The sequence below is a fragment of the Actinopolyspora sabaoui genome (assembly GCF_051225635.1).
Lineage (GTDB): Bacteria > Actinomycetota > Actinomycetes > Mycobacteriales > Pseudonocardiaceae > Actinopolyspora.
In genome coordinates, this window is record NZ_JBMIHH010000011.1 from 148,296 (window position 1) to 162,917 (window position 14,622).

At 65.9% G+C, this 14,622-nt stretch carries 11 protein-coding genes and 1 tRNA gene; 4 read left to right on the forward strand and 8 right to left on the reverse strand.

Annotation, left to right across the window (positions count from 1 at the left end):
* Positions 1–72 precede the first annotated feature (72 nt).
* Positions 73–1,464, forward strand: coding sequence for an NsdA family TPR-like regulatory protein (locus ACOQFL_RS19745; RefSeq protein WP_435545678.1), 1,392 nt, complete (start codon positions 73–75; stop codon positions 1,462–1,464).
* On the opposite strand, the gene ACOQFL_RS19750 is transcribed toward ACOQFL_RS19745, so the two are convergent.
* From ACOQFL_RS19750 to ACOQFL_RS19770, 5 genes are all read right to left on the reverse strand, one after another.
* The gene (locus ACOQFL_RS19750; protein ID WP_435545679.1) at positions 1,458–2,378 is read right to left on the reverse strand and encodes a phosphotransferase enzyme family protein; all 921 of its coding nucleotides are present in this window, start codon (positions 2,376–2,378) and stop codon (positions 1,458–1,460) included. The genes ACOQFL_RS19745 and ACOQFL_RS19750 overlap by 7 nt on opposite strands.
* A gap of 236 nt (positions 2,379–2,614) precedes the next feature.
* Entirely contained in the window at positions 2,615–3,418 is an 804-nt protein-coding gene (locus tag ACOQFL_RS19755) for a hypothetical protein (RefSeq protein ID WP_435545680.1), read from the reverse strand.
* 177 nt (positions 3,419–3,595) lie between these two features.
* The gene (locus ACOQFL_RS19760) at positions 3,596–4,240 is read right to left on the reverse strand and encodes a hypothetical protein (protein WP_435545681.1); all 645 of its coding nucleotides are present in this window, start codon (positions 4,238–4,240) and stop codon (positions 3,596–3,598) included.
* Between the two features lie 188 nt (positions 4,241–4,428).
* Positions 4,429–5,856: a tyrosine-type recombinase/integrase gene (locus ACOQFL_RS19765; protein WP_435545682.1), complete on the reverse strand. Its 1,428-nt coding sequence runs from the start codon at positions 5,854–5,856 to the stop codon at positions 4,429–4,431.
* 93 nt (positions 5,857–5,949) lie between these two features.
* Positions 5,950–6,022, reverse strand: a tRNA-Arg gene (locus ACOQFL_RS19770).
* Positions 6,023–6,215: 193 nt separating this feature from the next.
* On the opposite strand from ACOQFL_RS19770, the gene ACOQFL_RS19775 reads away from it, so the two are divergent.
* Complete coding sequence (locus ACOQFL_RS19775; RefSeq protein WP_435545724.1) at positions 6,216–8,339, forward strand: NB-ARC domain-containing protein; 2,124 nt, start codon at positions 6,216–6,218, stop codon at positions 8,337–8,339.
* A gap of 143 nt (positions 8,340–8,482) precedes the next feature.
* Here ACOQFL_RS19775 and ACOQFL_RS19780 read toward each other — a convergent pair whose 3' ends face one another.
* The 3 genes from ACOQFL_RS19780 to bluB form a co-directional block, all read right to left on the reverse strand.
* Positions 8,483–9,718 (reverse strand): hypothetical protein, encoded by a 1,236-nt coding sequence (locus tag ACOQFL_RS19780; protein WP_435545683.1) that lies wholly within the window; start codon positions 9,716–9,718, stop codon positions 8,483–8,485.
* 128 nt (positions 9,719–9,846) lie between these two features.
* Positions 9,847–11,340 carry a GGDEF domain-containing protein gene (locus ACOQFL_RS19785; protein WP_435545725.1) on the reverse strand — a complete coding sequence of 498 codons (1,494 nt, stop codon included), beginning with the start codon at positions 11,338–11,340 and terminating at the stop codon, positions 9,847–9,849.
* Positions 11,341–11,445: 105 nt separating this feature from the next.
* Positions 11,446–12,126, reverse strand: a complete 681-nt coding sequence (bluB, locus tag ACOQFL_RS19790; RefSeq protein WP_435545684.1) for a 5,6-dimethylbenzimidazole synthase — start codon at positions 12,124–12,126, stop codon at positions 11,446–11,448.
* 218 nt (positions 12,127–12,344) lie between these two features.
* On the opposite strand from bluB, the gene ACOQFL_RS19795 reads away from it, so the two are divergent.
* Positions 12,345–13,037 (forward strand): response regulator transcription factor, encoded by a 693-nt coding sequence (locus tag ACOQFL_RS19795; RefSeq protein ID WP_435545685.1) that lies wholly within the window; start codon positions 12,345–12,347, stop codon positions 13,035–13,037.
* Positions 13,034–14,494 (forward strand): sensor histidine kinase, encoded by a 1,461-nt coding sequence (locus tag ACOQFL_RS19800; RefSeq protein ID WP_435545686.1) that lies wholly within the window; start codon positions 13,034–13,036, stop codon positions 14,492–14,494. The genes ACOQFL_RS19795 and ACOQFL_RS19800 overlap by 4 nt, the downstream gene beginning before the upstream one ends.
* Positions 14,495–14,622: the final 128 nt, after the last annotated feature.

Sequence of the window (14,622 nt, forward strand, 5' to 3'; positions counted from 1 at the left end):
GGTGACACCGGACAACAGGGCACACTCGGGGGCACACTTGTGCACTCGGGAGCTTCCGGGGAGTAGTGACTGATGGCAGCGAACGAGCGACTCGCGTCACTGATGCGAGAAGCCGGCTTTCTCGCGCCGGACGGCTCGATCGGCCGGAAAGTCCTCGCACGGGCGGTGACTCGTGAGGCTCACAGCAGGGGAATCGATCGCTCGTACAACCACACCTACGTGAAGCGGTGGCTCGACGGTGTAGTTCCTCGCGACCAGCGGACACGCGACTGCGTGGCTGCCGCTCTGGCGACGAGGCTCGGTCGACGTGTGATGCCCGAGGAGATCGGTTTCGGCCGTGGTGAGTCCATCTCCGCTGATCTGGGGTTGCGGTACGAGGAAGAGGTTTCCGAAGGAATCGAGGCCGTCACACGGTTGTGGCAGCTCGACCTGGAAGAAGTCCGTGGGATCGTCGACGCCGGGACGAACTCGGCCGCCTGGAACGAGGTCTCGCTGAACTGGCTTGTCGGGCACCGGTCCCCGTGGCGCGGAAGTTCCACCGGCCCCACGAAGGTCGGCTCCGCCGACATAGAGCGGCTGCGTAGCACCACGGACCTCTTCGCTCGGATGGACAACCAGTACGGCGGTGGTCATGCCCGGCGTTCGTTGATCGAGTTTCTTCGCAACGATGTCAGCTCGCTGTTGAAGGGCAGCTACACAACCGAGAGTGGCCGTGAGCTCTTCTCCGCGGCCGCCGAGTCGACGCTGCTGGCGGCCTGGATGTCCTACGACGCCGGAGCCCACGGCTTGGCACAGCGGTACTTCATCCAGGCGCTACGGCTGGCTGAGGAAGGCGAGGACCGGTGGCTCGCCGGAAGCGTGCTCGACGCGATGAGCCATCAGGCCACGTTCCTCGGCCGGTTCAAGGAAGCCGCCAATCTCGCGCGTGCAGCACGGATGGGAACGAGCAGCACCGCCACGCCGACGTTGACCGCGCACTTCCACATGATGGAGGCGAGAGCGTTCGCGCGGTTGGGAGATGCTTCGGCCTGTGATTCGGCGATGTCAGCCGCTGTGACGGAGTTCGAGCGCCGAATCCCCGGAGAGGGACCGGACTTCCTCGACTACTTCGACGATGCCGAGCTCGCTGCGGAGTTCGGGCACTGCAACCGCGATCTCGGCCGTGCTGTGGATGCGAGTACGTACGCCACGCAGTCGCTCGGTGAGGCCAACGGCGAGTACCTGCGCAGCGACTTCTTCGCGACGATGGTGCTGGCCGATGCCTTCCTCGACCAGGGCGAGGCCGAGAGGGCGTGCGAGGTGGCGTTGCGGGCGCTCGACATCGGGGAACGGTTGAAGTCGGCGCGCTGCGGGGTCTACGTGGCCGAGTTCCGGCAGCGGTTGGACAAGTTGGGCGGCAGTCCGGTGGTGCGCGACTTCGAGGAACAGGCGGCCGAGACCTCGCTGTGGACGCCGGGTCAGTAGGGGGCCCAGTCCCGGCGGCTAGCTCCGGTTCGCATGTCGTCGACGCGGTTGTGGACCTCGGCGGCGCTGCGTGCGTCGTCGCCGGCTTTCTGGCTCAGCCAGATGGTCATGAGCACTTCCCGGATGGCGGCCAGATCGTGGTACCCGGGCCATTCGAGCAGGTCGTAGCCGTAGATGCCGACGAAGGTCTCGTACTCCTCGCGGGTGTGCCAGCCGAAGCGGTCGTAGTACATGGCCGTTTGGATCAGGTCCCATTCGCGAGGGCCGGTGGCGAAGCCGTCCAGGTCGATGAGTACGGCGTGGCCGTCGGATGCCCGGATGACGTTGCCGATGCTCGCGTCGCCGTGCACCGGGCCGCGTGGCAGCACGAACTCCAGTTCGTTCCACTTGCGGCGGGCGTCTGCTAGTCCTTCGTGGAGGAACGCGAGGTCGTCGTCGGAGACGCCGCGGACCTTGGCCAAGCGGGTGTCGGCGCGAACGAACGGGTCGAGTTCGGGAAGTTCCAGCGTCTCCGGAGGATCGAGCCTGTGCAGGTCGCGGATCAGCGTGGCGACCTGGCCGATGTCGCCGTACTCCTCGTGTTCCGACACCGACTCCCACACGGTCGCCACACGACCGTCGACCACGATGGGCTGCTCAACGTCGAGAGCACGCGTAGCCGGATAGCCGGCCGATTCGAGCCACCGCGCCACCCTCACCTCCTTGGCGGCCGCGTCGGCGTATCGCGAGGTGCGGGCGATCCGCACGATCACCGGTTCCCGCAACCGGAACACGGCGTTCTCCCCGATCCTGACCAGCTCTGCTCCGGTCGAGTCCAAGCCCGTGCGCTGGCACACCTGCTTCAGAGTCTGAGCGGCGGTCTCGTGGGTGAGCGGTTCGACGGTCTCGGCTGCCTCGCCCTGGCTACGCGTCATACCTCGACCGTATCGCTGTAGAGCACCGGGGCAGGTGTGTAGAGTTCATTCCTGTTATCCAAAGGAGCCCTTGCGGGAGCTGATTGCCTACTTGGCCTGTGCGTCCAGGGAAGGTCGCCCGACCACGAATCGGAAAGGCATGCGGAATCTCCGGACACAGGAGCGAGCTGAAGGCGGTGTCCGGAGATCACGATAAGTTGCACAAGACGGCATTTATTGCAAAATTCTAAAGATTGCTAACCATGACGCAAAGACAAATCCCAAAAACTTCTTCGTCCGTCTTGACCTACCTCTTCAACGGCGCATCTTGGTCCAGTCTCTGGTGAAACATCAAAATCGTCAGGTCGGTTTTTGTGAATCCAGGAGCGAAGCTTCTCGATATCTTCTCTTCTTTTTTCGTCTAGTTCTACGGTGGCTGCAAATATTAACAATACTTCTCCGTTGGCTAGCCGAAAGCCGTTAACAAAACCCAGCTCGCTGCCATCTTTGAGTGCTGGTGATAGATTAAACTTTCCCATTCGCGGTGTTACTAACATAAACCGAAATTCTATAGCACCCGTTGCGCTTGGTTCGTTGATCCACTGTGACTCGCTGCCCTTTTCGTGGTCACCTGGTACCTCAGTAATGTCTTTTCCGGGGACCCAGATAGAAAGCGCATCAGTCCATCCGGATATCTCCTCCGGAGGCTTGCTCCAGCGAGCCATGACTCTCCCTTCCGGCGGAGAATTTCCCTCGTTAGGCAGGTATGCTGTATCCCCCTTATGCTTGTCATCGATCCATTGCATTCGCCAGTCTCCTGATTCATGTAAACTAATTTTGAATAGTTTAACGCTGAATCGGCTAGCTATATATACATCGCTTTTGTTTTTATTGGCCCATACGCGCCAAACTGAAGAACGCCGCCCTGGTTGACCAACAGAGAAACGTATGGGTTTGGTAGGTGGCCCTAGCTTGAATCCAAGTGGTGGATTTTCGTCAGCAAATAAGGTTATTCCTGCTGTTGGTGAGCTTGGTGCTCCGTTTACCTCAGCGTATAGCACGTATTTGCTCCTGAATATTTGGGGAAAATTGTCCGATTTATGTATGTGATCTAATCCAAGCTGCAATTGGGCAAGAAATCGTTTGTTTCGGTTTTGGATTTCGACAGTGGTCAGATGAGTGCATATTGGTGTAGAATAACCACTTTATTTAGATTATATGCTATAAATTAGAAAGTGTTAATTATCTTCCTCGGGTTCAAGTCGCGCTCTGCGTCCATTGGCTGCTGGCAAGAAACGTAGACGACTACCTGCGCCAGCGCGAATTTCATGTGAGCCAATATAGTGGACGCGACCTGAGGAGCTAATGATGTAGATATATACATAAGGAAAGTCGCTAAATATTGCCCAAAATGTGTCATCTCCCGTGAATGATCTATCAGGAACATTAGGGTCGACTTCACCTGAGTTGGCAAGAGTGAAGTTGCTATGCTTGATCCTCTGAGTTAAGTCGGCGGCAGCCAAGAACCGGGCTGCGCCAAGACTGACGTTTGGGCGGCGTCCGAGATGGTGCCACAATGCCCGGTAGGCGGCCAAGGTCTTGTTAATCGCCCATTCGACTGTCATGAATGCGCCGCCGATTCCGCCGAACGTTACAACAACTTCGACAACAGCGCCGAATCCTTCAGCGCCACGACCCACACTTGCGCGGCGCCCTTGCACCGCAAGTCCTTCCGTCGCAGCACGGACAGCATACAGCGTGTCATCTTCTACTACGCTGTCATGGTTGGTATTACTTGGGTCTGTGATGTACGCAGAACTCGGCGGCACTTCGAAGCATGCCGTTTCCTCAAGCCGTGTGGCTAGCCAGCTTCTTTCTTCCATACTGAATTAATAACACAACGTGCATAATGTAGCGAACATGCCCCCGTGACGTAGAGTACCGTGCTCACTTGCCTCGCTCGAGTTCCTACGTCTCCTATATGTCTTGGCGGAAGTTCACTCAAACAGGTCCTCGCACGCTCACTGGGTTAGATATTTTCACTTCGAACAAAGCTCGAGGATTTGTGTGTCTAGCGAGCTACGCTGGGCCCCTGATCGGCAACTGTCGCGCGTCGTCCGCGGGCGACGTCGATGAGCCCTTCCTGCCGGAGCAGGGTGATCGCTCGCTGCACGGTGCCGGTGGAGAGGCCATGGGTGGCGGCGAGGTCGGTGACGGTGGGGAGTTCGTCGCCGGGGGAGTAGGTGCCGGTGGTGATGGCGTCGCGGAGTTCGGCGGCGAGGTGTTCGTAGGGGCTGCGGGGCCGGCGGCTGGCGGGCTCGGGTCTGGGGACGGTGTCGGCGATGGTGTCGGCCGCTTTGCGGTCGGCTTCGGTGACCCAGCCGGCGTAGGTGTTCAGCGTGGTCACGCCGCCGTCGACGTGGCCGAGGCGACCGGCCACGGTGCGCAGGTCGGTGCCGTTGGCCAGCAACTCCGTGGCGGAGTAGTGCCGTAGTGCGTGCAACCGGGTGCTGCGCAGTTCGAGGCGTTGGGCCAGGCGCCGGTAGCGCTGGCTGACGCTGCGGGGCAGCAGCGGAGCGGACCCGTCGGGTTCGGTGCTGAAGACGAACGCGTTGTCGTCGAAACCCGTGCCGAGGGCGGCGCAGTTCGACCGCGCCTGCTCTCGATGCTCCTGCAGCAGTTCGACGGTGTGCGTGTCCAGCGCGATGCGGCGACGCTGCCTCGTTTTGGTGCTCTTCTCCCGGGCACGCTCGCGCGTCTTCGAGTAGCTGCGCTCGATGGACAGCATCCCTGCCGCGAGGTCCACATCGCCCCACCGCAGCGCGCACAACTCACCCCGGCGGCAGCCGGTGACCATGGTCAGCCACAGCAGCAGACACCACTGTGGATCCTCCGAGGCTTCCCGCAGCAGACTCGCGGCCTCGGCGGCCGACGGCGGGTCGGGTTCGCTGCGTTCGAACGATGGCGGCTGGGCGATTTCGGCCTGGTTGACCGAGAGGTAGCGCCAGCGCACCGCCCGGTCGAAGGCGGAGCGGAAGATGAAGTGAATCTTGCGTACGGTGTTCGCGGCCAATGGTGTGCACTCGTGGTCTTTCGCGCGTTTACCGCCGCACAGGTCCTTGCAGTCCCGCAGCCGGGCGTAGAAGCGCTCCAGCAGTTCGGCGTCGATTTTCGCCGCGGCCGTGGCGCCGAAGGTCGGTTCGATGTAGAGCCGGATCAGGTCCTGGTAGCGCTCGCGGGTGCTGTCCTCGTGCCGCGCGACCTCCAGCCACTGCTCCAGCACCTGCGAGACCGTGACGTTGCTGCGCGGGTGCCGCTTCTCGTCGACCTGGTTCTGCAGCCGGGTCAGCGCCTTCTCGGCCTCGCGGTAGCTGCCGTGGGTTTCCTTGAGGTAGTGCTGCTTGCCCGTCAGCGGATCGACACCGGCGTAGACCCGGACGCGGAAGCCGTCGCCACGTTCCTCGATGTTGCCGCGCGAGCGGCGCTTACGAGTCGCCATGGACATCAAGTCTAGGGCAACTTATGCCCACAACCATGCCCACGAACTTCGAACTCTCGACCTCGAAAAGTCGTTTTCGCTGGTCAAACTGTGCGCCCTCGGCAGGATTCGAACCTGCGACACCCGCTTTAGGAGAGCGGTGCTCTATCCCCTGAGCTACGAGGGCCTGTTCGGTTGTCCGCCGGATCGGTACGTGCCGATCCGCACCAAAGGATACCGGCCCGGTGGACGTCCTCGACACCGGCCCCGGCGGCGGCTGTGCGCCCCGGTTCCGGCACCCGCTGTCGATCTTCCGGAGCGGCGTACGCGTATGGTCGACTTGCCGCTACCGTGTGCGTGACGATGGCACTGGGGTGACCATGACGAACGAGTACCACGGCGAGGCCCATCACGTGGTGCAGGCCGGTCGAGTGGAAAGTTTCGAGCAGCACCTGCACTTCCACGGAGCCGCCGCCCGCCCGCCCGAGCGCCCGGTGAGCATCCCGGCCGAGCCGACCTTGCTGGTCGACCGACAGCACGAGCACCGCACGCTGCACAGCGTCCTCGAACGCTCCTCCGCCGCGAACCGCTCGTCCGACTCCGGATCCGGTGCCGTCCTGATCGCGCTGTGCGGCCTCAGCGGCATCGGCAAGAGCACGCTCGCGCGGAGTTTCGCCTGGCAGGTGCACGAGCGTTTCGAGGACGGCTTCTGCTACACCGACTGGCACGGGCATCCGGTGTCCGGTTCCGCCGAGCTGGCGCGTTCGTGCCTGCGCAAGCTGGGCACGGCCGAACGAGAGCTACCGGCCGCGGATCAGGACGCGCTGCAGCTGCTGCGTGATCGCACCCGCGGTCGCAGCATGGGATTCGTCTTCGACGGACTGGTGCACCCACGCTGGCTGCTCGATCTGCGGCTCGCGGCCCCGGAGAGCATGATCCTGTTCACCAGTCAACACGGTGCCGCCGAGTTCTCCTCCGACGGTGTGAGCTCGCTCGACCTCGAACCGCTTTCCCGGGACCACGCGATCGAGCTGCTCGCACGCATCACCGACACGGATCTGGCCGCCACGGACCCGGATGTCGAACGGCTCGTCGAACTCTGCGGGCACACCCCGTTGGCGCTGGAGTTCGTGGGCAGAAAGATCAGGCGACTCAAACACTGGACACCGCGACGCGCGGCCGACTGGCTCGCCGACCCCGCTCACGGCCGCGAGATTCTGCTCGACAACCCCGAGGTCCGGGACACCCTGGAACTCGCGGTCACCGATCTTCCGCCCGAGCAGGTCGAGCTCTACCGACTGCTCGGCGCGATTCCCTGCCGCACGTTCGACACCGCCACGGTCGCCGCGCTGCTCGACGCCGAACCCGCCGACGCGGAGGACCTGCTCTACGAGCTGCACGCGGCCAATCTGGTGCGCGAGTCCGAGCCGGGGCGCTTCCACCTGCACGATCTGGTGCGGCTCCACGCGAGCGAACACGCCGGAGCGCTCGCCCCCGGGGACGCCGAGCGGGCACACCGCCGCCTGATCACGCGGTACCGCCGGATGGGCGCCCACGCGGATCGGGCGGTGATGGAGCCGAGCAGGCTGCGTGTGGCGGGTGACGAGCACCTGGTGACCTCCGAGGAGAACCCCTTCACCAAACCGACCGCGTTGCGCTGGCTGGAGACCGAGTTCGGCAACATCGTCGCGCTGGTCCACCACGCGAGCCGATGCGGTGACCACGAAAGCGTACTCGCGCTCTGTGACGGCGCACTGTGGACACTGCACAACCATCACAAGCACTACGAGGAGACACTGCGAGCCTTCGAGCTGGCCATCGAGGCGGCGGATCGGCAGAACGAGCCGTTGGCGGAGGCGAGGATGCGGATCCTGCGCACCAGGTTGCTCATGGAGTCCCACCGGTTCGTCGAGGCGCACGAGCAGGCCCTCGAAGCGCGGGAGACAGCCGCGAACACGGGGCACCGCCAGGTACTCGCCTCGGCCTACGAGTTCCACGGGCGGGTCTACCTGGAGCAGGAGCACTACGAGCCCGCCGTCGAACTGTTCCGTTCCGCGTGGGAGATCAGCGAGCGACTGGGAAAACCTCGGGGCATGGCCCTGGTGGAGCACTTCCTGGCCCAGGCCCACAGTGGACTCGGCGAGCAGGGGAAAGCCCTGGAGTACCTGGCGACCGCGGCGGAACGCCTCGCGGACTTCCCGCACGACCGGCGCACCTCCGCCAAGGTGAAGCTGACCACCGGAGTCGTCCGGCAGCGCATGGGACTGCACCGACAGGCCGTCGAGCAGCTGGAACGAGCCGTTGCCGAACTGAGCTCCCACCACTCGGACGAAGACGACGAGAAAATGCTGTTCGAACTGGCCGCGCCGTTCGAGTGTCTGGTCCCCTCACTGCGCGAGCTCGGTGAGCGGGACCGAGCGGAGAAGTGCCTGCGGGAGGCCGTCGCGATCTACGAACGCGCGGGCAGCCCGAAAGCCGAGAGACTACGAGCCGGAACGGAATGATCGGAGTCCCCGTTCTTTTGCCCTGGCGGGCTTCCCGGGGCGGCGACCGGGAGGAGAACGGAGAACCCCGCCGCATGCCCCGGCCCGCATGCCCCGGCCCGCATGCCCCGGGCCGCATGCCCCGGGCCGCATGCCCCGGTGATTCACTCGGGGACGAACGGATCCACCGGGGGAGCGGTGGCCCGCCACGAGGGCTCGGGTAGGTCCAGCAGTTCGTAGACGACGCGCCGCAACTCGCCTGCCGCCCGGTCGTGGTTGGCGAAGGTCTCGGCTGCCAGTTTCTCGTGTCCGGGAACCGGTGCCGCCGCCGTGATCTGCTCCTTCAGTTCCGCCGTGCCCGTCAGATGGCGGGCACGTTCGCCCAGTTGGTACCTCGGGGTGTTCGCCACGATCTCCTGAGTTCCGAAACTGCCCAACAGCAGTCGTTTTCCCAGGGCCGCCGCGTAGAGCCCGAGGGAGCCGTGATCGGCCACCACCGTGTCCGCCGCGACCAGGGTGGCCTTCCATCCCCGGTCCGGCGGTACCAGCACCAGCCCGGCTTCCCTGGCCCGCCTGGTCCACTGCTCGATCTGCCAGGGGCCGTGCATGTCCCAGACGTTCGGGTGCAGCACCAGCGCGATCGTGTGGGTCTCGGCGGGCAGCGCACCCACCAGTTCTGCGGCCAGCTCGGGGCGGCGGGCGAACAGCGCTCGTTCACCCCACGTGGAGGCGAGCACGACCAGTTCACGGTCGCCGACGCCCAGCGCATCCCGGTAACGTTCCCGAGCCGGGAGGCTGGCCCGCAGCCGGTCGAAGCAGGGATCCCCGACCACGCCTGCCCGCTCCCGCAACCGCGGGCTTTGACTGCCGAGCAGGGAGAGCTGGTCCTGGTGCGTCAGGCAGACGGCGGTGGGAACCGGTTCCCCGTTCCGCAGCAGTTGATCATGAGAGAGTCCGGCCACCTCCGAGGTGAACCCGCTCGCGGCGGGACGGTGCTTGTGGTGGCCCGCCCCGTGCGAGAGCGTGAGCACCGGCATGTCGAGTTCGTGCAGCGCACCGTTGCCGCTGGGGGAGATCGCCAGATCGAACTCCGCGGCGCTCGCCCGCTGCCAGGGGATCACGCGCATCCCGGCCCGCCGGAAGTGAGCGGACAGGTCGCTGTCGAACGCCGACCCCTCGGCACGGGCGAACCGGGTCTCCACGCGGAAATCGTCGGCGAGCACGGGCAGCACGTCACCGAGCCGGTCCAACGCGGTCAGGTTGCGTACGAGCCCCAGCACCCGGCGCCGTACCGGAACGGTGCCCCACGGCTCCCGGCTCCCGGCTCCCGGCTCCCGGCTCCCGGCTCCCGGCTCCCGGCTCCCGGCTCCCGGCTCCCGGCTCCCGGCTCCCGGCTCCATGCCCGGATTGTATCCGACGGCAGGCGGCACGAACCGTTCTCGCCGGAGCGTTCCGGCTCGTCCGTCACGCCCATGAGCTCCGATCCTACCGCCGCGCGGCACGCCGCGGGTGGTGTGCCGATCACGCCTCAATCGGCGGGCAGGGGCTCGCGGCGCTCCGGGCCGTCGACCTCCACGCGGTTACGCCCGCCGTGCTTGGCGCGGTAGAGCGCGACGTCGGCAGCCGTGAACAGTTCCTCCAGTCTGGCCGGACCGGCCGCCGCGCCGATGCTCACGGTGGGGGGTTGCTCGACCTCGCCGAGAACCTGTCGCCAGCCGTGCCCGTCCACCGCCGCTCGGATGCGTTCGGCCACGGCGGGCCCCGCCGTACGTGAGTCCCCGGAGTAGGCGGCCAGCACCACCACGAACTCGTCACCCGCCCAACGGCAGATCAGGTCCTCGGCGCGGCATTCGGCCCGCAGCAGCGAAGCCACCTCCCGCAGCGCGGCGTCGCCCATCGAGTGCCCCGCACCGTCGTTGACGTCCTTGAACCAGTCCACGTCCAGCAACAGCAGCCACGGGATGCCGCCATGGGAGGCGCTGCGCTCCAGCAGCGTCGGTGCGTAACGTTCCAGCCCCAACCTGTTGGCCAGTCCGGTGAGCGGGTCACGCAGCGCCGCGGCCTCGGCCGCGTTGGCCTTGCGCTGGGCGTGCACCGCGATGCGGCGTTGTTCGAGTGCCTGACCCAGACCCTCCTGCAGCACATGAATGGTTTCGTTGGCCGCACGTACCGCTCGCCGCAGCGCGGTGGCCTCGCCCACGTGGTCGCCGAGGCGTTGACACACCGCGGAGAGGTCGGTGGAGATGCGGTTGACCAGCATGGTTTCCCTGACCGTCTCCGCTTGGTGTAGCGCACGACTGCCCAACGTCCTCGCATGCTCCAGCTGGTTCTGCCGCCTGCACACCTCGGCGAGCGTCCAGTTGGCGAGGGACTGCGCGTACATGTCCCCGGCGTTCTCGGCTTCCGCCAGTGCGGAGGTGGCGCGTTGCCGCGCGGTGTCGATCTCCTCCAGTGCCACCAGCACCCGGCCGCTGCTGGCCAGCGCACGGCGATGTACCGCCCCCTGTGTTGCCAGGCGGAACACTTCGTCGAACCGAACCAGTGAGTCGGACAGGTAGCGTTCCACCGACACCCCGGAGACGAGCACCCGTGCCGCGAGTGTGCCCCCCTCCCGCAGCAGGCAGTGCGCGAGCGTGGCCGGTTCGCCCACTTCCCGTGCGATCCGCACCGCCCTGCTGAGCAGTTCGAGTGCGGGGGCGCTGTGCCCTTCGAGCAGGTAGCCGAGCATGCTCAGTGCGTGGGCGGTCTCCGCGTCGCGGTGCTTCTCCGCGTCGAGCTCGGTCCAGGCGTCCGCGGCGAGTTCGAGGGCCAGCGAGATCCGTCCCAACCGCCAGGCGAGGATCGCCCGGTTCACGAGCACGATGGGGCGGTTCCACTCACTGCCGACCAGGTTCGGTGCGCTGGCCACCGAATCGTCGAAGGCCGCCTCGCACTGTTCGATCAGGCCGGAGTCGAGCAACAGCCGTACTTGACGGTCCTGCTCGGGTATCCGGCCCGCCAACAGCGGATCGTCCTGTTCCACGGCGTCCTCGCACTCGCAGATCGCGGCGCTGCGGGTTCTCACCGAACCCGCGAGGGTCGGGCACCCGGAGCCTCCGCTTCGACTACCTGCTCTTCGAGCAACAGGTTACCGGGTGAAATCGTGACGATACTTCCCGTCGTGTACAACATCCTCCAACCGGAGCCTGTTGCGCCAGCCGTGCCGTTCCAGGTCAGGGGTTTCGGCGAGCTCGCGAACCGGCCCGACGCACAGCCACGCGACAGGTCGGACGCCCGACGGGATGTCCAGCAGTCTGCGCAGGAATTCCTCCCGGTAAAAGCTTACCCACCCCACACCGAGTCCTTCGGCCGTGGCTGCCAGCCACAGGTTCTGGATCGCCAGGCACACCGAGTACAGCCCGGCGTCGGCGATGGCGTGTCTGCCGAGCACGTCCGGTGACCCGCGTTCCGGGTCGTAGGTGACCGCTATGCCGAGTGAGGACTCCACGATGCCCTCGACCTTGATCTTGGAGAAGGTCCGGGCGCGTTCCCCGCTGAGCTCGGCCGCGAACACGCTTCGTTCCGCGAGTACGTGCTCGCGGAAGGCGCGCCGCGTGGCCTCGTCGCGTACTAGTACGAAGTCCCACGGCTGGGAGAGTCCCACGCTCGGTGCGCTGTGCGCGGCGCCCAGTATGCGGTACAGCACCTCGGAATCGATCGTCTCGCCGGTGAACTCGGAGCGTACGTCGCGGCGACGGTTGATCACGTCGTAGAGGTCGGATACCGGCTGTCGGGATTCGGATCGGCCGGATCGGTCTGCCGTTGTCATCCCGGCTATCCTGCCGTGCCCGCGGGTGTGATTCCCAGCGCCCCGCGACGGGAATGAGTCCGCACACCATCGCCGCCCGCCGGGTCGGTCCGGCGTGCGGTGCCACGGCCGTCCTCGATGGTGCTCCGTTGTGACGCCCGCCATAAAACCCCGACTCGCCGGTGATGAGACCCCCACTTCTCAGTTCCTTCTCAGGGCTTCGGGTAAGACTGGGGGACATGCGCATACTCGTCGTCGACGACGACCGTGCCGTTCGGGAATCATTGCGAAGATCTCTCGAATTCAACGGTTACCAGGTGGAACTGGCCTCGGACGGTCAGCAGGCCCTGGACTCGCTCGCCGCCGCGCGACCGGACGCGATGGTCCTCGACGTCATGATGCCCAAAGTGGACGGCCTGGAGGTCGCGCGCAGACTGCGGGGGACCGGTGACGACCTGCCTATCCTGGTACTCACCGCGCGTGAGGCCGTTTCGGATCGTGTGGCGGGGCTGGACGCGGGGGCGGACGACTACCTGCCCAAGCCTTTCGCACTGGAGGAACTGCTCGCCCGACTGCGAGCGCTGTTGCGCAGGGCGAGTCCACCGGATCCCGAGGAGGGAATCCCGGAGTCGCTGCGGTTCTCCGACCTGGAACTGGACCCCGGAACCCGAGAGGTGCGGCGGGGGACCCGTGAGATCAGCCTGACGCGCACCGAGTTCGCGCTGCTCGAACTGCTCATGGGGCACCCCAAGCAGGTGCTCACTCGCAGCAGGCTGCTTGAGGACGTCTGGGGCTACGATTTCCCGACGACGGGCAACGCCCTGGAGGTCTACATCGGGTACCTGCGCCGCAAGACGGAGGCATCGGGTGAATCGAGATTGATTCACACCGTCCGTGGCGTCGGCTACGTGCTACGGGAGACTCCACCGTGACCACACCGGCCCCTCCACCTTCCGAACTGACCGGGTCGCCCACGTCCGGGGGACAGACCGGCAGATGGCAGCGGGCTTCGCTGCGCAACAGGGTGACCCTGCTGGCCGCCGTCTGCGTGGCGGGGGCCGTCGCGCTGGTCTCGATCGGCGCGTTTCTGACGGTTCGGGACAGTCTCTACGAACAGGTGGACCAGAACCTGCGGGAACGCGCCAGCCAGGCGGTATCCGGCCCGCAGGTACTGGAACCCAACCTGCGTTCGGTTCCCGCCGCCTTCTACGCGGCGGCCAACTTGCGAATCTGCCTGGTCACCGCCGATGGCAGGGCGCTGACCGGACCCGGCAACGCCCCGCCGTGGGGGCGGGCGGAGTTGGCCGTGGCGCGGGGGCTCACGGATTCCTCGCTGCGTACCGACGACGCCACCGACAGCAGGGTGGTGGCACTGCCCGCGGGGAACGATCGTGCCCTGGTCATGTCGCAGTCACTGGCCCCGACCAAGGCCACGTTGGCCCAGCTCAGCGTGGTACTCGTCGTGATCGGTGGTGCGGGCATCCTGCTTGCCGCGGCGGCTGGTACCGCCGTGGCTCGCACGGCGCTGCGGCCGGTGCAACGGCTCACCGCGGCCACCGAACGTATCGCTCGGACGGGCGATCTGCGTCCGATTCCGGTGAGCGGCGATGACGAGCTGGCACGGTTGACCACCAGCTTCAACAAGATGCTCGGGGCGCTGGCCGAGTCCCAGGAACAGCAGCGAAGACTGGTCGCCGATGCCGGGCACGAACTCCGCACCCCGCTGACCTCGTTGCGCACGAATCTCGAACTGCTCATCGCCTCGGACCGGCCGGGCAGCCCCCAACTCTCCGATGAGGACCGTACCGAGATGCTCGGTGACGTGCAGGCACAGATCACCGAGCTGTCCGCGCTGGTGGGAGATCTCGTGGAGCTGGCTCGGGAGGACGCGCCGAACGCGGTGCACGAGCCGCTCGAACTCGTCGACGTCGTGGAGCGAGCCCTGAGCCGGGCAAGGCGCCGTGCCTCCGAGGTGGAGTTCGACGTTCGACTGGGGCAGTGGTCGATGCTCGGCGACGCCACCGCGTTGGAACGTGCGGTGCTGAACCTGCTGGACAACGCGGCCAAGTGGAGCCCGGCCGGGGGGATCGTGCGGGTGGAGGCCCGGCAACTGGACGCGGGATTCGCGGTCTTCGAGGTCGCCGACAGCGGGCCGGGCATCCCGGAGGAGGACCGTAGGCACGTTTTCGAGCGGTTCTACCGTTCCACCGAGGCCAGGCCGTTGCGCGGCTCAGGACTGGGGCTGGCGATCGTCAAGCAGGTGGCCGAGCGGCACGGCGGAAGCGTGGATGCGGGCGAGGCCCCGGAGGGCGGAGCGATGATCTCGATGTATCTGCCCGGCCACGCCGATCCCGAGCAGACCGGTCCCGAGCAGCTCGATCCCCAGTAGCTCGATCCCCAGTAGCCCGCGCGTTCGAACTGAGGCGGACCCGCTGTTCGCCCGGGCCGCTCAGCGCGGCTCGCGGACGGCGGGGACACCGCGGACCCTTCCGGTGGCAGCGCTGTACCGGTTTCCCG